Raw genomic sequence first — 20238 nt, forward strand, 5'->3', positions numbered from 1 at the left:
CACGCAGGAGGAAATATGGCCCGCAGAGCTCCCGCCCTCGCGCTCGCCCTTGTGGCAGGCGCGGCGGCTCTCGTCGCGCCCGGAAGCCCCGCACAGGCGGCGCCCCCCGGAGAGAAGGACGTCACCGCCGTCCTGTTCGAGTGGCGGTTCGACTCGGTGGCCAAGGCCTGTACCGACAGCCTCGGCCCCGACGGATACGGCTACGTCCAGGTCTCCCCGCCCCAGGAGCACATCCAGGGCGGCCAGTGGTGGACCTCGTACCAGCCCGTCAGCTACAAGATCGCCGGCCGGCTCGGCGACCGCGCCGCCTTCCAGAACATGGTCAACACCTGCCACGCCGCCGGGGTGAAGGTCGTCGCCGACGCCGTCATCAACCACATGTCGGCCGGATCGGGCACCGGTACCGGCGGCACCTCGTACACCAAGTACGAGTACCCCGGCATCTATTCGGGCGCCGACCTGGACGACTGCCGCTCGCAGATCAACAACTACGGCGACCGCGGCAACGTCCAGAACTGCGAACTCGTCGGCCTCGCCGACCTCGACACCGGCGAGGAGTACGTACGCGGCCGAATAGCCGCCTACCTCAACGACCTGCTCTCGCTCGGCGTGGACGGCTTCCGGATCGACGCCGCCAAACACATGCCGGCCGGCGACCTCGCCAACATCAAGTCCAGGCTGAGCGATCCGGGCGTGTACTGGAAGCAGGAAGCCATCTACGGCGGCGGCGAGGCCGTGTCGCCGGCCGAGTACCTGGGCACCGGAGACGTACAGGAATTCCGCTACGGCCGGAGCCTCAAGCAGGTCTTCACCGGCGAGAACCTGGCCAATCTGAAGAACTTCGGCGAGGGCTGGGGCTTCATGGAGAGCGGCAGGTCCGCCGTCTTCGTGGACAACCACGACACCGAGCGCGGCGGCGACACCCTCAACTACAAGGCCGGCGCCGCCTACACGCTGGCCAATGTCTTCATGCTGGCCCATCCGTACGGCTCGCCCGACGTGCACTCCGGCTACGAGTTCGGCGACCACGACGCCGGACCGCCCAACGGCGGCACCGTGAACGCCTGTTACGCGGACGGCTGGAAGTGCCAGCACGACTGGCGCGAGATCTCCTCCATGGTCGGCTTCCGCAACGCGGCGCGCGGCCAGGCCGTCACCGACTGGTGGGACAACGGCGGCGACCAGATCGCCTTCGGGCGCGGCTCCAAGGCGTACGTCGCCATCAACTACACCGGCTCCGCGCTCAGCCGCACCTTCCAGACGTCGCTGCCCGCAGGTGACTACTGTGACGTGCAGAGCGGCAACGGTGTCACCGTGAACGGCTCGGGCCAGTTCACCGCGGCGCTCGGCGCCAACACGGCGGTCGCCCTGCACGCCGGGGCCCGCACCTGCGGCGGGGGCGGCGGCAATCCGCAGCCCGGCCAGTCGACAGTGACGTTCGGCGTCAACGCCACGACGCAGCCCGGCCAGAACATCTACGTCACCGGCGACCGCGCCGAACTCGGCAACTGGAACACCGGGAGCGCGCTCAAGCTCGACCCGGCCGCCTACCCGGTGTGGAAGCTCGACGTGCCGCTGCCCGCCGGTACGTCCTTCGCCTACAAGTACCTCCGCAAGGACGCGGCCGGCGCGGTGACGTGGGAGAGCGGCGCCAACCGTACGGCCACCGTGCCCAACTCCACCGGGGGCGGGCTGACGTTGAACGACACCTGGCGCAACTGATCCACCGCACCCCCCGCACCCCCCGCACCATCCGGCCGCCCCGGCGACGCGCACCCCCCGCCCCTCCCCGCGCCGTCGCCGGGCCGGCCTCTTCCCGTACACCCCGAGGAGATCCCCGCGTGAAACGCCCGCCCCTGCCCGCGCTCCCGCGCACCGCGGCCGTCGCCGTCGTGGCCCCGGCCCTGTGCGCGGCCCTGGTGCCCGCGCTGCCGGCCGCCGCCGCCCGCGCCCGGCCCCGCCGTCGGACGCCCGGCTCGCCGCCGAACCCGCCCGGCACGATCTGACCCGCGATCAGTTCTACTTCGTGCTGCCCGACCGCTTCGCCAACGGCGACCGGTCCAACGACCGGGGCGGGCTGACCGGTTCGCGTACGCGGACCGGTTTCGACCCCGCCGACAAGGGCTTCTACCAGGGCGGCGACGTCAAGGGGATCACCGATCGGCTCGACTACATCAAGGGCCTCGGCACCAACGCCGAACTGGAGAGGCTGATCGACAAGGCCCACGCCAAGGGCATGAAGGTGTTCTTCGACGTCATCACCAACCACACGGCCGACACCGTCGACTACGCGGAGAAGAAGTACGACTACCGCCCCAAGGGCGCCTATCCGTACCTCGACAAGGACGGCCGCCCCTTCGACGACCGCGAGGGCGTCGGCCGGGTCGACGCCGACGCGTTCCCGTCCACGCTCTCCTTCCCGCTGTCCGGACCCGACGAGACGCCGGGCGTCATCACGATGCGCCTCGGCGAACTGGTGGTGGTCTTCAACGCCACGCCGGACAGCGCGCGGCAGCGGGTCACCGCGCTCGCCGACCGGGCGTACGGCCTGCACCCGGTGCAGGCGGCGGGCTCGGACGCGACCGTCAAGAAGGTGTCGTACGAGGCGAGTTCGGGCACCTTCGCGGTGCCGGCGCGGACGGTCGCGGTCTTCCGGGCGGGCGGGTGACCGAAGGGGACACGAGGGGGGCGGGTTCGGTGACGGGGTCGGCAGCGTGGCCAATCCCGTCCGTTTCTGACTGATTCTCACCATGGCGGGCAGTTCAGGTCCTCAATTGGGCCAGACTGTCCGCGTGGTGGGACACCTTCCGGAAGAGACGACCAGTTTCGTAGGACGCGCGACCGAGCTGGTCACCGTCGAACGCGCGCTACGGACACACCGGTTGACGACGCTCACCGGCCCCGGCGGGGTCGGCAAGAGCAGACTCGCGCTGCGCGCGGCGGACAGAGCCGTCGACCGGTTCCCCGACGGCGTGTGGTGGGTCGACCTGTCGCCGCTCGCCGACGACCGGCTCCTTCTCGTGACCGTCTCCGACGCGGTCGGACTCTCCGACCACACCCTGCGGATGCCCGTCGAAGCGCTCAGCGAATGGCTCGCCGACCGGCGGCTGCTGCTCGTACTCGACTGCTGCGAACGGCTGGTGGGCGCCTGCGCCCAGCTCGTCGCCGACCTCGTCGGCGCCGCGCCCGGCCTCACCGTCCTCGCCACCAGCAGACAGCCGCTCGGCGCCCAGGGCGAGAAGCGCGTCGAGGTGCCACCCCTGCCGCTGGCCGGCGACGACGAGAAGGGCCAGGCGCTCGCCCTGTTCCGCGAGCGGGCCACGACGGCGGTACCCGGCATCTGTCTCGACGAACCGGCGGCCGAGGCGGCGGCCCAGGAGATCTGCCGCCGCCTCGAAGGCATCCCGCTCGCCCTCGAACTCGCCTGCGCGCGCCTCGGCGAGAACAGCGTCCAGGAGATCGCCGAACGGCTCACCTCCCGGCTCGACGTCCTCACCGACGAGTCCGCCCGGCCCCGGCGGCACCGCGCGCTGCGCACCGCCATCGGCTGGAGCCACGAACTGTGCGCGCCCCTGGAACGGCTGCTGTGGGCCAGGCTCGCCGTGTTCGGCGGCGACATCGAGGAGGCCGACGCGCGGGCCGTCTGCGCGGGCGGCCCGCTCTCCGCCGACGACGTCTCACGCGCCCTCACGGGACTCGCGGACCGATCCGTGATCCGCCAGGACGGCACCCGCTACCGGATGCTCGACACACTGCGCGAGTACGGCGCCCTGTGGCTGGCCGAACTCGGCGAGGAGCGCGCGCTCGCCGACCGCCACGCCGCGCACTTCGCCGCGCTCGTGCGCGGGGCACACGCCGGGTGGCTCGGCCGGGACCAGGTCGCCTGGTACGGCAGGATCGCCGACAGCCACTCCGAACTGTGCGCCGCCCTCGACCACCTGCTGGCCACGGACCCGGCGGCGGCCCAGGAGATGGCGGGCCGGGTCGGCTTCTTCTGGAGCTGCTGCGGCCACCTCCACGAGGCCAGGATCTACCTGGAGCGCACCCTCGACGCCTTCCACGAGCCCGGACCGGACCGCACCCGCAGCCTGTGGGCGCTGGGGCTGACCGCCATGCTCCAGGGCGACTACGAGGCCGCCCACCGCCTCGGCGAACAGTGCGACACGGCCGCCTCGCACGACAAGGACCCCGAGTCCACGCTCTCGGCGGCGTACCTCCTCGGTCTCACCTCGCTGATGACCGGCGGCGCGCAGACGGGCCACGCGGTGGCCGACCGCGCGCTGCGCGCCGCCGGGGGCGACGGCTTCTCCCACCCCTCCGAGCTGCGCTGCCGCCTCGTCCGCGTCTTCGCCCTCACCGGCCTCGGCCGGCTCGACGAGGCGGGCGCGGAAGCCGCCACCCTCCGGGCGGAGTGCGCGGCACGCGGCGAATGCTGGACCCGCTCGTACGCCGACTACCAGCTCTCCCTGGTCCACCTCCTGAGCGGCGACCCGCACGCGGCGGAGACCCACGCCCGTTCGATGCTCGCGGGCAAACACCAACTGCGCGACAGCTTCGGTATCGCGCTCGGCCTCGACCTGATGGCGGCGGCGGTCGCCGCCCAGGGCGAAGGCGCACGGGCGGCCCGCCTCTACGGCACCGGCCAGGCGTTCTGGGACATGGTCGGCCACCCCCAGCGCGGCACCCCGGAACTGGCGGCGGTCCGTACGGAATGCGAACGTCAGTCCCGCGAGGCGGCGGGTGACGTGGCGTACGAGAGCGAGTTCCGCCTGGGCCTGTCGGAGGACAGCGTGAAGAATCTGGCGCGGGCGCTGCGCGGGCCGATGCCCTGAGGCTGGGGCGGCCGTCCCCGCCAACACCGCTGCCATGCGCCGGAGTTGCCGGGACTTGTTGCGGCCCCGCCATGGCGTGAACCCGGCCGGACGGGTAACCCGGTAGGTATGACGTCCACCGACGTGAAACCAGAACCGGATCCAGAACCCGGACCCGGACCCGGACCGAGCCGGGGCAGTACCCGAGGGGCGCGTGTGTCGAGAGCGCCCTGGTGGATCAAGCTGCCCGCCGCTCTCGTGGTGCTCGTCCTGCTGCTCGGGATCGGCAGCCGCCTCGATCTCGTGCCCGGATTCGACGATGTCTTCGGTGAGGAGACACAGGACCGCACCGGACCCACCCTGCTCAAGTCCATCCAGGATCTCAGCCGCTACCAGGCGGCGTCCGGGAACTTCCAGGTGGTGGTCGATCTGGAGAAGGACGCCAAACTCCTCCCCGACAGCATCAAGGGAAGCCGCACGCTCTACGTGGGCGCCGGCAGCGTGGGGTCGTACGTGGACCTCGGCGGGATCGGCGACGAGAACGTGCGGGTCAACAAGGACCGCACCACCGCAACGCTGCGGCTGCCCCACGCCCGACTGGGCAAGGCCACGCTGGACGCCGACCGGTCGTACGCCGTCTCCAAGCAGCGCGGGCTGCTCGACCGGCTCGGTGACTTCTTCTCCGACAACCCGGCCGACGAGCGCGCCGTCAACAAGCTCGCCGCCCAGCACATCCAGGACGCGGCCAAGGACAGCGGACTGACCAAGCGTGCCGAGACGAACACCACCAGCATGCTGCGAGGGCTGCTCACCTCCCTCGGCTTCAAGGAAGTGACGGTGGTCTACGGGGAGACGGGCTGACCGGACCCCGCTCGCCGTGTGTCCAGCGCGCGGCTACGCCGTGCGCGGTGACGGCAGCGATGCCGTCACCGATGCCGTCACGGGTGCGGGCAGCGTCGCCGCCAGGGCCGTCAGTCGGGTCACCAGATCGCCGAACGGGCCGCCCGGCGGCTCGTCGGTGAGGACCGGCAGCAGGATGCGCGCCATCTCGTCGTCGTACGCCGCGCTCACCGCGGCCAGCGCCGCGAAGTCGTGCACCAACTGCAACTCCAGGTCACCGCGCGGGATCCGGCGGCCGTCCAGCCACAGCAGCGCCGTCGACTCGGCGAGCGACACCCAGGAACGCACGACCAGTTCCAGCCGGGGCGGCGGTGACTGGATGGAGAGGTGGGACAGGATCTGCTCGTACGCGGCCTGCCGCACCTCGTCGATCATGGCGTTGGCCGTGGACGAACCCACGGCGGGGCCGCCGCGCATCAACGCGAAGAAGCCGTGGCCGTGCTCGTCGACGAAGTCGAAGAAGCGCGTCATGACCCGCAGCAGCCGGGCGCCGAGCGGCCCCTCGCGCGGTTCGACGAACCGGCCGGCCAGTTCGTCGGCGGCGCGCCGCAACGCGGCCTCGTACAGAGACTGTTTGCCCGGGAAGTAGTGGTATACCAGCGGCCGGGAGATGCCGGCGGCCGCCGCGATCTCGTCGATGGAGACATGATCGGGCGAGCGGTGGCTGAACAGTTCCAGCGCGACACCGATCAGTTGCTGGCGTCGCTCTTCGACGCCCATTCTGCGTCGCACCCCGGTCGTCATATGAACAGCCTAACCGCCGGTGGCCGAAGCCTGTCCGTTACGCTCGCCGACCATGAGCGCACCTGACCAGGAAGAGGTCACCGAAACGCCGGAATCCAGGCCGGAATCGGAACTGGAATCGAAGCGGGACCCGAAGCCGAAGCCGAAGCCCGAGGCCGAGGGGGAGGCGGAGCCGGCGGCAGGCCCGGACCCCGCCGCCGACTTCGCCGCTGACGACCCGGGGGACACCGCCCCCGGGGACACCGACCACGACGACAGCGCCCTCACCCCGCGCCAGGCCCGCCGAATCCGCGTCGCGGTCGCCTCGGTCCTTCTGGTCACCATGGCCGCGCTGTTGGCGGTGCGGCTCGCCAACCGCTCCTCCGTCCTCGTCGTCGGCCTCTACGGGCTCGCGATGATCCTCTGCGGCGTCGTCATCGAACTCAGCAGACACGGCCGCACCCGCCTCGCCACCTGGCTGCTCGGCGTCGGCCTCGCGGCGGCGCTGGCCACCGACTGGCTGCTCCTGCCCTGACCGTGGCGATGCCCCCGGCGGTCACCGCAGCGCGCCCACCCGTGTGCCGTCGGTTAGCCGCCCGTGGAGTTCCGCCCGGTCGCCGGGCTTCGCAGGTACCGCGAGCAGCCGGCCGTCCGCGTCGCCCGTGACGCCACCCGTCGTACGTACGGAGCGGAACTCGCCGCCACCGGCCGCCAGTACGTACCACCGGCCGCCGCGCGACTTCCACAGCACGCCCGCCAGCACATGGGGCTCACGCGGGCCGCACGCCGCCGTGTTCTCCGCCCGCGCCGCGATCGCCCCCGGCGCCCCGCCCTTCGCCCCCGGCGCCTGGAACTGCGCCAGCACCCTGCTCTCCGTGCCGCGCCACGTGTCCGCGCGGGTGCACACCCACCGCGCGCCGCCGTTGGACTCGGGCAGGGGCTGGTTCGCGTACTGCCAGGAGTTGACCGTCCGCACCCCGTGCGAACGCACCGCGGGCAGCAGACACGCCGTCCGCGCCCAGGCGGCGCGCGCCGCGCCGCCCGACACGTCGGCGGGCGCCGACGGCGGGCCCGACGTCAGCCGGGCGGGCGTCAGTTCGCCGAGGTCGGTCAGCAGCCGTACGGCGCCGCCCTTACCGCCCTCCGCCACCTCCAGCACGTCCCACGCCCCGCACGTCCGCTCCGTGCCCGGCGTCGGCAGCGGGTCCGTCACACCGTCCGCGCCGCGCCGCAGGGGCCGCGCGGCACCGGCCGGGTCGAGCAGATCGCGTACGGACGTCGCCGCCACCCAGGGCGCCGTCAGATAGCGCACGTTGCCGTCCGTGCGCCCGGCGACCAGTGCGTACGTGGCCGGGGCCGCGCCGGGCGCGGTGTCGGCCGCCGCGCCGTCGACCCGGGCGAAGTCCAGCGCCACCGGGCCCGTGCCGGTCCGGGGTTCCGCGTACCGGGCGATCCGCAGCCCGTCGTACAGCAGCACCACCCGCGCCCGGTCGACCTCGCCCGCGTACAGCAACTGCGCCGGTCCCATCGGCGGCCCCACGGGGGTGGCCGGCGTGGACGAGACCCGCACCGACGCGCCCGGCCGCGCCCAGACCGCCAGCGCCCGGCGCAGCAGCGGCCGGTCGGCGGCCAGCGCGCCGCGCGTGGGCCACACGGAGAAGTCGGTACGGGCGGACGCCTGCCAGACGTTCTGGGGCACGCGCAGCACCTTCGCCGGGTCCAGGGCCGCCTCCGCCGCCGAGTTGCGCGCGTACGCGGGTGCGGCGGCGCCGTTCGCGCCCCAGCCGCCACCGGGCAGCCCGAGCAGCGCGCCGCAGACGGCGAGCGCGGCGGCTCCCGCGACCGCCGCGCGGGCGTGCTGGCGCCGGCGCAGCAGATCGGTGGGGCGGGCCTGGAGCGAACACGGGTCGTACTCGGGGGACTCCAGCAGCGCCACGCCCCGCGTACCGATGCCGTCGGCCTCCGCGAGCGCCGCGTGCGCGTCGGCCACCCCGGCGGCGGTGAGCAGCCGGCGTACGTCCGTGTCCGGCAGCCGTTCCAGCCCCCTCAGTACGAAGGCGGCCCTGGCGCCGCCGGAGAGGGCCGACAGGCGCTGGTCGAGGGCCAGTTCGTCGGCGCCGCCCGAGCGCGGGAACAGCCGCAGGCCCCACACGTGCGGCAGCAGCGGCGGCAGTTGGGCGCGCCGGGGCCACGCCGCGCGGCGCAGCGGGCGCTCCGCGTCGAGCGCCTGCCGCAGCACCCGGCCGCGTACGTAGGCGTAGCCGTCGTCGGGGGTCGCCGCCGTGCGGTTGCGCGGCAGGGAGCGCTGGACGACGGCGTGCGCGGTCAGCACACGGCGGTTGCGGCCGAGGGCCGGCGGCAGTACGAGATAGGCGAGCCGCACCAGCCGCTGGTAGTGCTCGACGAGGGCGGCCTCGGCCTGTTCCACGTCGACGGGGGCGGGCGCGGGGGCGGGCGGAATCGGGCTGGCGGAGGCGGCGGAGGCCGTGGCGGCGTCGGGTGGGGGCACGTTCAGCAGAACGAGCGATTCGTCGGATGGTCACCCAACCCCCTTGTGTCCCAGGCGGGTTGTCCGCAAATCGCCGGACGGGCCGGATGCGGTGTCCGCGAGTCGCCGGACCGGCCGCACGCGCGGCCGGTCCGGCCCCCGCCGGTCAGGGCCGCCCCGGGCCGTGTCCGGCGAACAGCGCCGTCCGCCCGTAGGGCGGGGCGCGCCCTACCCCGTGACCGCCCAGCCGCTGAACTCGACCGTGCCCCGCAGCCCGCTGCTCCCGTTCGTCGCGGTCATGAACAGCCCCACGTCCTGGACGTCGGCCGCGCCGGGCACCGCCACCGAGGCCACCGTCCGCCACGTGGCCCCGTCGTCCGTCGAGCACGAGCCGGTGAACCGGCCCCCCGCACGCGCCAGCCGCAGCAGCACCGGAGCGGTGACGCCGGTGACACGCCGGTAGGTGTCGAGCGTGCCGTCGCCGGTCGTGTCGTACGACAGCACCACCCCGTTGGACGGCGTCACGGCCAGGTTGACGATGCCCGGCGAACCGGGCGTCGCCAGGCGGTCGCGGGCGATGATGCCCGCGCGGGCCCACGCCCCCGTGTTCTCCTGCGCGTCCACCCGCACCGTCACACCCACGCCGTCCCTGAACGCGCCTTCTTTGAAGGCCGTGCCGAACTGCGTCGTCGCCCGCCACAGGTCCTGGCCGCCGCCGTTGACCGAGAAGCGCTCGCCGAGCTGCCCGAAGACCGCCCCGTTGTTGCCGTACGTACGCCAGTCGGCGGCCGGCGGCCCCGCGACGTACACCACGCCCCGCTGGACGGTCTTCACGCGCTCCTCGCCGCGTGGCCCGTACTCCAGCGCCAGCGCGTACGGCAGCGGGCGCAGCGGTGCCGTCAGGGGCTCGTCGGGCGCGGTCACCGACCAGGCGACGGATCCGGCGCCGGCCGGTTCGACGGCGGGCAGCCGGGCGGGGCCGTCCGGCCGGGCTTCGAGGCCGGTCAGGGCGAAGTCGACGGGGCCGGTGCCGCGCAGCCCGTTGAGGTATCTGAAGTCGGCGCGCACCGTGCCCGAACTGCCCGGTGTGAAGGTGAGCGGGTCGGCGGTGACGGTGACGGTGCCCTGGTACGGGGCGGTGGCCAGGGTGTCCCGTACGCGCAGGGCCGTGCGGTGCGCGTCACCGGTCGCCCGCACCGGATAGGCGCCGCGCTGCCGCGTCCACGCCTCCTCGTCCACGTACCAGTCGAAGACCTTGGGCTCGCGCCCGGCGGCCAGGGCGTCGGTCAGCTCGTCCAGATACGCCTGCCACTGCGGCAGATGGACATCGGCGAGCAGGCCCTGCCAGTCGCGGTTCGAGTAGTTGCTCAAGTGCCCGGCCGCCGATCTGTCGGCCCAGGTGGTGATCAGCGTGCGTGCCGTCCGCTCCAGCGTCGCGGCCTCCGCCGGACCGGTCGCGAGCCGCTTCGCGTCCTCCAGCCACGGACCGAGCAGGAACGAACGGTGGCAGCCCGCCATCGCGTCGCTCAGCCGCATCAGTTTCAGCCAGAGTGCCGCCAGCGCGCGGAACGTGGCGACGTCGCCTCCTTGGAAGGCGCCGCGCAACTGCGGCAGCAGCAGCCGGGAGCGGTTGGCGAGCGCCTGTCTGCCCAGCTCGGTCACGTCGTGCCGGTAGGCGTCCGAGCCGCGCAGCCCGGCCGCCACGTCGAGCAGCGCGCCGAAGGCCTTGTCGAACTCGCCGGTGTCGAAGGCGGTCCCGACGGACGAGGTGAGGCCGGGGCGGCGGGAGAAGATCGAGTCGACGGGCCGGCCGTCGGTGGTCGTCAGCCGGTAGGCGGTCGCCGCCAGCACCCCGAACGCGGCCCGCGCGGAGGGGTCATCGCCGCCGTAGCGCAGATCGGCGTACGAGCGGAACCAGCTCTCCCGGTCCACCGGCTCCTCCCGCCACGCCAGCTCGCTGAACAGCTCGAAGGCGGCCGGGTCGCGCTCGGCGCCCTCCGGCATGTACGCGGTGCCGGCGAGCGCGCTGCCCGGCTTGTCGCGCCAGGCCGTGAACCGCTCGGTCCAGCGGTCGGAGTTGGCGCCCATCGTCGTACGCCCGCCGAAGTTGGGGATGGTGCCGAAGGCGTACGGCGCGCCGCCCCAGTCCCGCTCGCGGTCCGTCACCGAGTCCAGGTCGGACAGACCGTCGACGATCAGCACACGGTCGGTGTCGATGGCGTCGAGCAGGGCCGGTACGGGGTTGGTCTGCCAGCCGAGGATCACCCAGGTCGCGTCGGGGCGGGCCGTGCGCAGCGACGTCTCGACCGCGCGGGCCGCCGCGGGCACGGGGACGTCCCCGGGGTTGCCGCCCTCGTGCAGCAGGTCCATCTTGAAGTGGTTCACCTCGCCGAAGAGTTCGCCCTGGTGCCGGTAGAAGGCGGCGGCGACATCGGCGAAGACGGGGGTGCGCGGGTCGAGCCAGTCGGGGCGCGGCAGCCCGTTCCAGCTGCCCTGCGGCACGGTCCGCGCGCCGGGGTTGCGGGCGGCGAAGCCGTCCGGGACGGTGCCGAAGTAGCCGGGGAGCACGGGGGACATGCCCAGCTCGCGCATCCGGTCGGTGATGCGCCGGCCGAGCGTGGCGCGTACGGCGATCAGCTCGGGGGAGAGCGGCCCGCCGTACGCGCTCAGGTTCTGGAGCAGCCACCACGGCTGGTGGGTGGGCGCGGGCAGCCAGCCGCGGGCCTCGGTGTCGGAGTAGCCGAAGTCGGTCAGCAGCCGGTGGTAGACGGCCTCCTGGCCGGTGGTGACGAGAACTTCGTTGCAGCCGTGCAGGGCGAGGATGTCGAGCATCCGCTCCCAGCGCGGCCAGTCGGCGTACGGGGCGGTGTAGCCGTCGTGCGTGTCGTTGAGCGCGAACCGGTGCCGTACGGTCGCCGAGCGCTCCAGCGGGCGGCGGGGCGCGGGCAGGGTGGCGGGCAGGTCGAGTTGGCTGCCCGACCAGCTGATGTGGGCGCCGCACTCGTACTTCAGGTACCAGTGCACCCCGGTGAGCAGCACGCCGGCGTCGGTGCCCGACACCTCGATCCGGCCGGCGGACCCGGCGACCCGGAACCGCTCGGGGCCGCGTGTCAACCGGAACCGGAACTGGTCGGCGTGGCGGGGCAGCAGGCGCTCCACGGCGGCGCGGGCGGCGGTGGTCGCGGTGACGGCGGTGGCCGCGGTGGTCGCGGTGGTCGCGGTGGTCGCCCGCGCGTCGGCACGGGCGGGGGAGTGCGAGATCAGCGCTGTACCGACGCCGATCGCCCCGGCGCCCGCCAGCACGGCGCGTCTGGAGGGGGCGGAGGGAGCGGAGGAAGCGGAGGGAATCGGGACAGTGGCGGGAGGGGTGGGACTCGGCAGCTCGGTCATCAGCGGTCCTCTGTCCTCAGTCATGGGGGGGGTGACAACAGGTGCGTGCGGAGCGCACGTTAATGACGGGGAGGGTGGTGGGCAACGATGTGATGCGTCGTTCACCCGCGCGGGGGCTTGTGGAGAGGGCACGATGGCCGAATGCGTACCCAGCGAACCCGGCCGGCACTGGCGGTACCGGCCCTGGCCCTCGCCATGGTCCTGTTGAGCGGCTGCGGCGCGAACGACGACGAGGCCCCGAAGGTGCCGAAGACGGCGACCGGGAGCCTCGAACGGCTGGCCGAGCAGGCCACCTGTGATCCGAACGTGCAGACCGACGCCGAGGAACTGCGTCAGGCCAACTGCACGACGGACGACGGCAGATACATCCTCACCACCTTCGCGACCGACCGCGGTCTGCGCGAGTGGATCAACGAGGCCGACGACTACGGCGGTTCGTATCTCGTCGGCCGGAAATGGGTCGCCAGCGGCGACGCGAAGGTGGTCGAGTCGCTGCGCGGCCGGCTGGGCGGGACGGTCGAGACGGCCCCCGAGCACCACTCGGGGAGCGACGACGACGGTGGCGGCGGTGGCGGCGGTGGCGAGAGCGACGGTGGCGCGGGGCACTCGGGTCACACCGGGAAGAGCTGACGCACCCGGGCGCCGGGCGGGCCGTGTACGTACACGGCCCGCCCGGCGCCCGACGCTCGTGAATCACGTCACACCGAGAGGCCTAGTTGCATTCCTTACCGGTGTTGATGCAGCCGACCATTCTGTTCATCACGTCCTCGTCGAAGACATTGATGAAGTCACCGTGGTCGGTCACGGGCTTGTGCAACTGCTCGGGGAACGAGTCCACCGCGAATCCGGGACCCGGCGGGATGTCGTACACGATCCGCTGCTTCAGCTGCGGAATGGCCTGGAATCCCTCCTGGCACCGACCGTTCTCGTCGGCGAACGCCACATGGGTGCGGTGATTGGCGCTGTCGGTGTTCTGTCCGTCCCAGCAGCTCTGGAAGTCGAAGGAACGCACCACCTGGCTGCCCGCGGGGCAGATCGGGTATTTGTCCTTCAGCTGACGGTCCTCGAATCCGGTACAGCTCCACGAGGCGTTCGCGTTCGCGTCGCCGTTGACGAACGCCTTCGCGTCGCCGGTGATGACGCGCAGGAATCGGGGCATGGCGGTCACCTTCGACACGGCGCTGCCGGCGAATCGCAGCGTGACCTCGGACGGGGTCTGGATCTCTCCGACGTTGCCGTCCTTGCCGCCGCCGTCCTCGTTCGCGTCGCCCTCGTTCTGGCCGTTCTGGAGGCGGATCACCGGCCAGTAGTAGGTGGACTTGTCACCCTGCTCGTCGCAGGTCGTCTCACCGTCGGCCAGGTCGTCGTCGCTCGCGAAGGCGTTGTTGGCCTGGTTGCCCACGTAGTCGTGCTTGTGGTGGGCGCCGTTGCTCACGCCGGGGGCGGCGATGACGTTGTCCGAGTTGAAGAGGCCGTTCTCGTTGCGCCCGCAGTCGGTGGTGAAGGTGCCGGTCGACGCCTGTTCCTGCTCCTGGGGCTGCTGGATGTTCGGCTCGATGGACTCGATGTCGACGAAGTCGGAGGCTTCGGGGCCGTTGCCGGGGGTGCCGGGCGGCTGGCCGCCGCCGCCCGGGTCACCGCCGCCCGGGTCACCGCCGTCCTGGCCGCCGTTCTGGCCGCCGCCCGGGTCACCGTCGTCGGTGTTGTCATCGGGGCGCATGGTGCACGGGGCGAGCGAATCCAGACTCCTCTGCCAGTGACCCGCACGCTTCAGCGCGGTACGGATGCGCTTGAGACTGGCGAGTCTCTTCTGCTTCAGCGGCTTGAGGATCTTCCTCTCGGTAAGTCCCGGATCTCTCTCCAACCGCGTCTTGTTGTCGGCGAACCGTTTGTAGGCGGCGGTGATCTGTGTGTCCATCCGGGCGAGTTCCCGGTCGACCTGGGCACGGGCCCGCCTCGGCACCTTGGTGAGCGCGTTGGCGACCTCGGGACAGTCGATGGTGGACATCTGCCGTCCGGCATTCTGGATCCGCTGCTCCTGACCGGAGCGGCCCTCTCCCGCGGATGCGTAGACATTTACCGCTACCAGCCCACCCCCGCCCAGAATCAAGGCCGCCGCGGCCGCGATGGCCCGGTTCGCCACTGTCGAGCGTTTTCTTGACGTGCGTCCCATGGAACTCCTCAAGCCGGCGGGGGAGGAAGCGCTCCGTTCCATACGGACGGCATTCGCGGCCTGTTCAGCCGCCATCGGAATTCATGGAAATCCCCATCAACAAACCGGGCGGATGCCCTCAACACGCCCCGCCCGGCGGCACCTTGGGCAGTACGGGCGACGGACAACCCTGAGTGCCCGCCCGGTCGCTACTGCTGGCCCCGGTCCAGATAGGCGATCACCGCGAGTACCCGCCGGTTGTCGTCGTCCGACACCGGCAGCCCCAGCTTTCCGAAGATGTTCGACGTGTGCTTGGACACCGCCCGCTCCGTGACCACGAGTTGGCCGGCGATCGCCGCGTTCGACCGCCCCTGCGCCATCAGCTCCATCACCTCGCGCTCACGCGGCGTCAGCTGCCCGATCGGCTTGTCCTGTGTGCGGCGGGACAGCAGTTGCTGGATGACCTGGGGGTCCATCGCCGTACCGCCGCCGGCCACCCGGCGTACCGCGTCGATGAACTGGTCGGCGTCGAAGACCCGGTCCTTGAGGAGATACCCGATGCCGCCGTTGCCGTCGGCCAGCAACTCCCGTGCGTACAACTGCTCCACGTGCTGCGACAGCACGAGGACGGGAAGTCCGGGACGGGCCTTGCGCGCGGCGAGGGCGCACTGAAGCCCCTCGTCGGTGTGCGACGGCGGAAGCCGGACGTCGACGACGGCGACGTCCGGCTCCAACTCCGCTAAGGCTCTGGTCAGTTCGGGCCCGGTCTCCACGGCGGCCAGCACCTCGAAGTCGTACGCCTCCAACATCCGGACCAGGCCGTCACGGAGCAGAAAGAGATCTTCGGCTAGGACAACTCGCAAGGGATCTCCACGGTGACCATGGTGGGGCCGCCCGCGGGGCTGCTGACGGCCAGGATGCCGTCGAATGTACCGAGTCGGCGCTCCAGTCCGCTCAGGCCGCTGCCGGAACCGATCCGCGCGCCGCCGACGCCGTTGTCGCCGACGGCGACCCGCAGCATGGACTGCGCGTAGGTCATGTCGATCCAGATCCGGTCGGCGCCGGAGTGCTTGATGGCGTTGGTGAGGATCTCGCTGACCGCGAAGTACGCCGCCGACTCCACCGGCGCCCGGGTCCGGCCCGGCAGTTCCACCTGTACGTCGGTCTCCACCGGCAGCCGCAGCGCCAGCGCCTTCACCGCGTCGCCCAGACCGCGTTCGGCGAGCACCGGCGGGTGGATGCCCCGGACCAGGTCGCGCAGTTCGGTCAGCGCCTCGGCGGAGGACTTACGGGCGTGCGCGATCAGCTCCTTGGCCTTGGCCGGGTCCTTCTCGATCAGCGCCTCGATCGTGCCCAGGTCCATGCCCATCGCGACCAGCCGGGCCTGCGCGCCGTCGTGCAGGTCCCGCTCGATCCGGCGCAGTTCGGCGGCGGAGGTGTCCACGGCGTCGTGCCGGGTCTCGGTGAGATGGGCGACGCGCCGGGCCAGCTCCTGGTCCTGGCCGGGGGCGAGCAGCGACTTGGCGAGCAGGAAGTGACCGCGCTGGATCTCGTGGGCGTACCGCACACCCACCGCCCCGATCGCCACCCCCAGCGCGGCGGCGAGCAGGCCGGTGAACTGGCTGTCGACGGGGACGAAGCCGTACCAGTAGGCGCCGCCCTCCTCGAAGACCCGCCACAGCCCGGCCGCCAGCACGAGGCCTTCCAGCGGGTAGACGAGCAGCGCCATGGAGAACAGGGCGACCGTCGCGCCCGCCGTCATGTCCACCAGCAGCCACGTCAGGTCCCGCCAGGTCGCCGGGTCCTTCAGCATCAGCGTGGTCCGCTCGACCTGACCGGTGACGCCGGTACGCAGATCGGCGGGCATCGGGCGGTACGGAACGGGAATCCTGACGTCCGACCAGGTGGCCGCCAGCAGCCGGCGCCGGTTGGCGTGCGCCCGCACGGCCGTCAGGACGTGGGGGGTGGTGAAGACGCCGATGCCGAGAATGATGAAGACGATCGAGAGGACCGAGAAGACGAACAGCGTGATCGACCCCGCGAGGGCGGTGACCCCGAGCACCAGCCCCCGGCCCGCGGTCGCCGCCGCCCCCGCGACTACTTGCTTCGCCCTGTCCGTCGCCCTGTCCATCGTCGTCCCTCTCCTCGTCGCCCGTGCCCCATCGGCCCTCGGCCCGGCCTGCGGGCACGCACATCAGTCTGCCGGGCGGGACCCGCGCGGCGGGAGCCGCTTCCGCCCCCGATCGGGGGTGTAGCCAGCACCACTCGGACACCTCCGGCATCCCCGCCCCCAGCGCCTTCCAGGGATGCCGGGGCGACCGTTTCCCCGGCCACCGGACGGACCCGGTGAACCGTCAGGTCACCGCCCCAGCAGCGCCGCCTCCACCTCCGCCGCGAGCCCGAGTGACGGGCGGTCCGGGCGCCGCGGAGCCTCGCCGCCGACCGACCTGAGCCAGGCCCAGGTGTCGCCGACGGTCTCCGCCGCCGGCCGGCAACGCAGCCCCGCCGCGAGCGCCTTGGAGACGTCGCCGCCGTGCATCGTGCCGTGCGCCTCACCGCCGTGCGGCAGCCAGATCGGCAGGTCCGTCCACGGCTCGACCCCGGCGGCGAGGATCGCGTCCGGGTCGGTCCAGCGCAGCTCGGCGTCCGAGCCGGTGGCCTCGGCACACGCCGTCAGCAGCCCGCCCATCGTGGTGTGACCGGGCGGACTCACCAGGTTGTACGCGCCCCCGAGACCGCGCCCCGCCGCGTCGAGCGTCCACTCGGCGAGGTCGCGTACGTCGATGTACTGCAACGGGTTGTCGCGCGGTCCGGGCGCGAGTACCGCGCCGCCGCGGGCGATCCGCCCCAGCCACCACGGCAGCCGCCCCACGTTCTCCCACGGCCCGAGGATCAGGCCCGCGCGCACCAGAAGCGCACGGTCGCCGAAGGCCGCCTCGGCGGCCAGTTCGCCACCGCGCTTGTCCCGCGCGTAGTCCCGCTGCCCGGCATCGGCATCGGCGCCCTCCACCAGCGGGCCGTCCTCCGGGAGACCGGCCGGGGCCGGGTACGCGTACACGGAACGGCTGGAGACGTACGTGTAGTGCCCCGCCCGGCCGGCGAGCAGCCGGGCCGCGTCGAGCACGGCCGACGGCGCGCCCGACCAGGTGTCGACGACCACGTCCCACTCGGGAGCCGCGCCGCCGGCCCCGGCGGCGAGGGCCGCGAGGCCGTCCGGCGCCGTGCGGTCGCCGTGCAGGACCCGCACGCCCGCCGGTGCCTCGTGGCGCCCGCGGTGGAAGACGGTCACCTGCCAGTCCCGCGCGAGCGCCGCCTCGGCCACGGCGCGCCCCACGAATTCCGTCCCGCCCAGTATCAGAAGTCTCATGGCCGAAACCCTGCCACGCGGCTGTCCGGCCACCGGATTTCTTCTGCCGCGGGCATAGCAGGTCAACGCCGTTCGCGCCATCTGCCGCACGCGCCACGGGGATGGCAGCATGAGCGCACCATGACAGATGCCCGGTCGCCGATGCGCGCCCTGCGGGCCGCGGTTCTCGCGGCGGTGTGCGTGACACTGGCGGCGGTGGGGCATTCGTCCATGTCCGCTCATGAAATTCCGCTCGGTGCGCTTACGGCCGCGTTCGCGGTGCTCGCGGGGCTGTCATGGCTCGCGGGCGGGCGGCGCCGGGGCATCGGGTTCATCGGGCCCGCCGTGCTCACCGCACAGGCCGGGCTGCATGTGACGTTCGCCGCCGCCGGGACGCACGGCGCGATGGTACCGGCGGGCCACGGCCACGCGACGGCGGCGGGCATGGGCGCGGGCGGGGGTACGGCCGGGGGTACGGAAGGCGCCGTCGGTGCCGTGCTGGCAGCCGCCCGCGACACCTCGCCGGGCATGCTCGCCGCCCACCTGCTCGCCGGGGCCGTCTGCGCACTCTGGCTGGCCCGCGGCGAGGCCGCCTTCTTCCGTCTCGCCGAGACCGTCGCCGCCTTCGCCTTCACCCCGCTCGGGCTGCTCCTCGCCGCGCCCCGGCCCCTCGCCGTAACGCCGCCACCCGCACGGCCCCGGCACCGCACCCGCGCGCCGCACCGGCCGCGCGGCACCGTCCTGGCCCACGCCGTGTCGCGGCGCGGCCCGCCCGCCCGCCGCGCGCTCCCGATCCGTACGACGGCCTCCGGGGCCGCCGCCGCCATGGTCTGAACCGGGCGGGGCCCGGGGCGTCGATTTCCCCGTGCCCCGCCAACTCCTAGGACAGCCATGGCCATTGACGACCCCGTACAGGGCGCCGACTCACCACGCGGCAAGGCCCCGGCCAAGAAGCCCGGCGCCAAGAAGCCGCCCGCGGCCACGATCACCACGTGGGGCGCGGTGCGCCCGCTCGTCCTGCGCCTGCACTTCTACGCCGGGCTGCTCATCGCCCCGCTCCTGCTGATCGCCGCCACCACCGGGCTGCTCTACTCGCTCTCGTACCAGGCGGAGAAGATCGTCTACCGCCAGGAGCTGCGCTCCCCGGACAGCGACCGTACGGCCATGCTCTCCGAGCAGGTGGAGGCCGCCCGCGCCGAGCACCCCGACGGCAAGGTCACCGCCGTCTGGCCCTCGTCCGACGACGAGGAGTCCACCCGCGTCCTGATGACGATGCCGGACAGCGAGGAGAGCATGTCGCTGGCCGTGTTCGTCGATCCGCACACCGCCCGGATACGCGGCGAGCTGGACAGCTACGGCAGCTCCGGAGCCCTCCCGCTGCGCACCTGGCTCTCCCAGCTCCACCGCCATCTGCACCTTGGCGAACCCGGCCGCGTCTACAGCGAGTTGGCCGCCAGCTGGCTGTGGGTCGTCGCGCTCGGCGGGCTGCTGCTCTGGACCGGCCGCCGAAGGGCCTCGAAGCGGGCCCTGCTCCGGCCCGAACGCGGCGCCACCGGACGCCGCAGGACACTCACCCGGCACGGCTCGCTCGGGCTGTGGGCGGCCACCGGATTCGTGCTGCTCTCCGCGACCGGCCTGACCTGGTCGACGTACGCGGGCGCGAACATCGGCGCCGTCCAGGACCAGTTGGGCGGCGCCACCCCCGTCGTCTCGTCCGCCCTGAAGAGCGGCGAGGGCGCGGCGGCCGGTGCCGGAGGACACGAAGGGCACGAAGGGCACGGCGGCGACAGCGCGGCGGGCGGTGACCACCAGGGGATGGACATCGGCATCGACAACGCCCTGACCGCCGCGCGCCAGGCCGGGCTCGACGGCCCGGTGATCGTGAAACCGCCCGCCGACGGGGCGGCGTACGTCGTCGCGCAACGGGACAGCCAGTTCCCGGTCCGGCTGGACTCCGTCGCCGTCGACCCCGGCACCGGACTCATCCTCGACGAACTGCGCTTCGCCGACTACCCGTTGCTCGCCCAGCTCACCCGGATCGGCATCGACGCCCACATGGGCCTCACGTTCGGCGTCGTCAACCAGCTGCTCCTCGCCGCGCTCGCCCTCTCGCTGATCCTGATCATCGTCTGGGGCTACCGCATGTGGTGGCAGCGCAGGCCCACCCAGGACCGGAAGCCGGCCGTGGGCAAGCCGATGGCGCGCGGCGCGTGGCGGAAGGTGCCGCTGCCCGTACTGCTGCCGCTGATCGCCGCGGCGGCGCTTACCGGCTGGTTCGTCCCCCTGCTCGGCATCACGCTGGCGGCGTTCCTGGTCCTGGACGTGGTGCTCGGCTCGGTGGCGCGGGCGCGGGCGCGGGCGGTGGCACGGGCGCGGGCGCGGGCCGGTACGTAGGCCCGTCCGTAGGCCCGTCCGTACGGCGGACGTA

14 protein-coding genes and 1 pseudogene are annotated in these 20238 nt (G+C 72.9%); 8 read left to right on the forward strand and 7 right to left on the reverse strand.

The genetic code is table 11. The annotated features are described in order from the left end of the window. Positions 1 to 15 precede the first annotated feature (15 nt). From OG700_RS29305 to OG700_RS29320, 4 genes and pseudogenes are all read left to right on the forward strand, one after another. Positions 16 to 1722, forward strand: coding sequence for a carbohydrate-binding module family 20 domain-containing protein (locus OG700_RS29305; RefSeq protein WP_405618754.1), 1707 nt, complete (start codon positions 16 to 18; stop codon positions 1720 to 1722). Between the two features lie 170 nt (positions 1723 to 1892). Beyond that, positions 1893 to 2668, forward strand: a pseudogene (locus OG700_RS29310) (alpha-1,6-glucosidase domain-containing protein). Between the two features lie 127 nt (positions 2669 to 2795). Further along, positions 2796 to 4832 carry an ATP-binding protein gene (locus OG700_RS29315; protein WP_405622058.1) on the forward strand — a complete coding sequence of 679 codons (2037 nt, stop codon included), beginning with the start codon at positions 2796 to 2798 and terminating at the stop codon, positions 4830 to 4832. A gap of 108 nt (positions 4833 to 4940) precedes the next feature. Then, a complete protein-coding gene (locus OG700_RS29320; protein ID WP_405618756.1) occupies positions 4941 to 5672 on the forward strand; it encodes a DUF4230 domain-containing protein in 732 nt (243 codons plus the stop codon). Positions 5673 to 5705: 33 nt separating this feature from the next. On the opposite strand, the gene OG700_RS29325 is transcribed toward OG700_RS29320, so the two are convergent. Continuing rightward, entirely contained in the window at positions 5706 to 6455 is a 750-nt protein-coding gene (locus OG700_RS29325) for a TetR/AcrR family transcriptional regulator (RefSeq protein ID WP_405618758.1), read from the reverse strand. A 52-nt stretch (positions 6456 to 6507) separates the two neighbouring features. Here OG700_RS29325 and OG700_RS29330 point away from each other — a divergent pair, with 52 nt between their 5' ends. Beyond that, positions 6508 to 6969, forward strand: a complete 462-nt coding sequence (locus OG700_RS29330; RefSeq protein ID WP_405618760.1) for a hypothetical protein — start codon at positions 6508 to 6510, stop codon at positions 6967 to 6969. Between the two features lie 21 nt (positions 6970 to 6990). Here the strand turns inward: OG700_RS29330 and OG700_RS29335 are convergent, their stop codons facing one another. After that, a complete protein-coding gene (locus OG700_RS29335) occupies positions 6991 to 8952 on the reverse strand; it encodes a hypothetical protein (RefSeq protein ID WP_405622060.1) in 1962 nt (653 codons plus the stop codon). 198 nt (positions 8953 to 9150) lie between these two features. Further along, positions 9151 to 12312, reverse strand: a complete 3162-nt coding sequence (locus OG700_RS29340) for an alpha-N-acetylglucosaminidase (protein ID WP_405618762.1) — start codon at positions 12310 to 12312, stop codon at positions 9151 to 9153. 141 nt (positions 12313 to 12453) lie between these two features. Between OG700_RS29340 and OG700_RS29345 the strand changes: the two genes are divergently transcribed. Next, the gene (locus OG700_RS29345; RefSeq protein ID WP_405618764.1) at positions 12454 to 12942 is read left to right on the forward strand and encodes a hypothetical protein; all 489 of its coding nucleotides are present in this window, start codon (positions 12454 to 12456) and stop codon (positions 12940 to 12942) included. Positions 12943 to 13024: 82 nt separating this feature from the next. Here OG700_RS29345 and OG700_RS29350 read toward each other — a convergent pair whose 3' ends face one another. The 4 genes from OG700_RS29350 to OG700_RS29365 all read right to left on the reverse strand — a co-directional run bounded on the left by OG700_RS29350 (position 13025) and on the right by OG700_RS29365 (position 17831). Beyond that, positions 13025 to 14485, reverse strand: a complete 1461-nt coding sequence (locus tag OG700_RS29350) for a DUF1996 domain-containing protein (RefSeq protein ID WP_405618766.1) — start codon at positions 14483 to 14485, stop codon at positions 13025 to 13027. Between the two features lie 188 nt (positions 14486 to 14673). Beyond that, positions 14674 to 15327 carry a LuxR C-terminal-related transcriptional regulator gene (locus OG700_RS29355; RefSeq protein ID WP_405618768.1) on the reverse strand — a complete coding sequence of 218 codons (654 nt, stop codon included), beginning with the start codon at positions 15325 to 15327 and terminating at the stop codon, positions 14674 to 14676. Then, positions 15312 to 16595 (reverse strand): sensor histidine kinase, encoded by a 1284-nt coding sequence (locus OG700_RS29360; RefSeq protein ID WP_405618770.1) that lies wholly within the window; start codon positions 16593 to 16595, stop codon positions 15312 to 15314. The genes OG700_RS29355 and OG700_RS29360 overlap by 16 nt, the downstream gene beginning before the upstream one ends. Positions 16596 to 16823: 228 nt before the next feature. Then, positions 16824 to 17831, reverse strand: coding sequence for an NAD-dependent epimerase/dehydratase family protein (locus OG700_RS29365; RefSeq protein WP_405618772.1), 1008 nt, complete (start codon positions 17829 to 17831; stop codon positions 16824 to 16826). Between the two features lie 120 nt (positions 17832 to 17951). Between OG700_RS29365 and OG700_RS29370 the strand changes: the two genes are divergently transcribed. After that, complete coding sequence (locus OG700_RS29370; RefSeq protein ID WP_405618774.1) at positions 17952 to 18644, forward strand: hypothetical protein; 693 nt, start codon at positions 17952 to 17954, stop codon at positions 18642 to 18644. 57 nt (positions 18645 to 18701) lie between these two features. Beyond that, on the forward strand, positions 18702 to 20204 hold the full coding sequence (locus OG700_RS29375; RefSeq protein WP_405618776.1) for a PepSY-associated TM helix domain-containing protein: 1503 nt from the start codon (positions 18702 to 18704) through the stop codon (positions 20202 to 20204). Positions 20205 to 20238 lie beyond the last annotated feature (34 nt).

It is taken from the genome of Streptomyces sp. NBC_01508 (assembly GCF_045040315.1).
Taxonomy (GTDB): domain Bacteria; phylum Actinomycetota; class Actinomycetes; order Streptomycetales; family Streptomycetaceae; genus Streptomyces.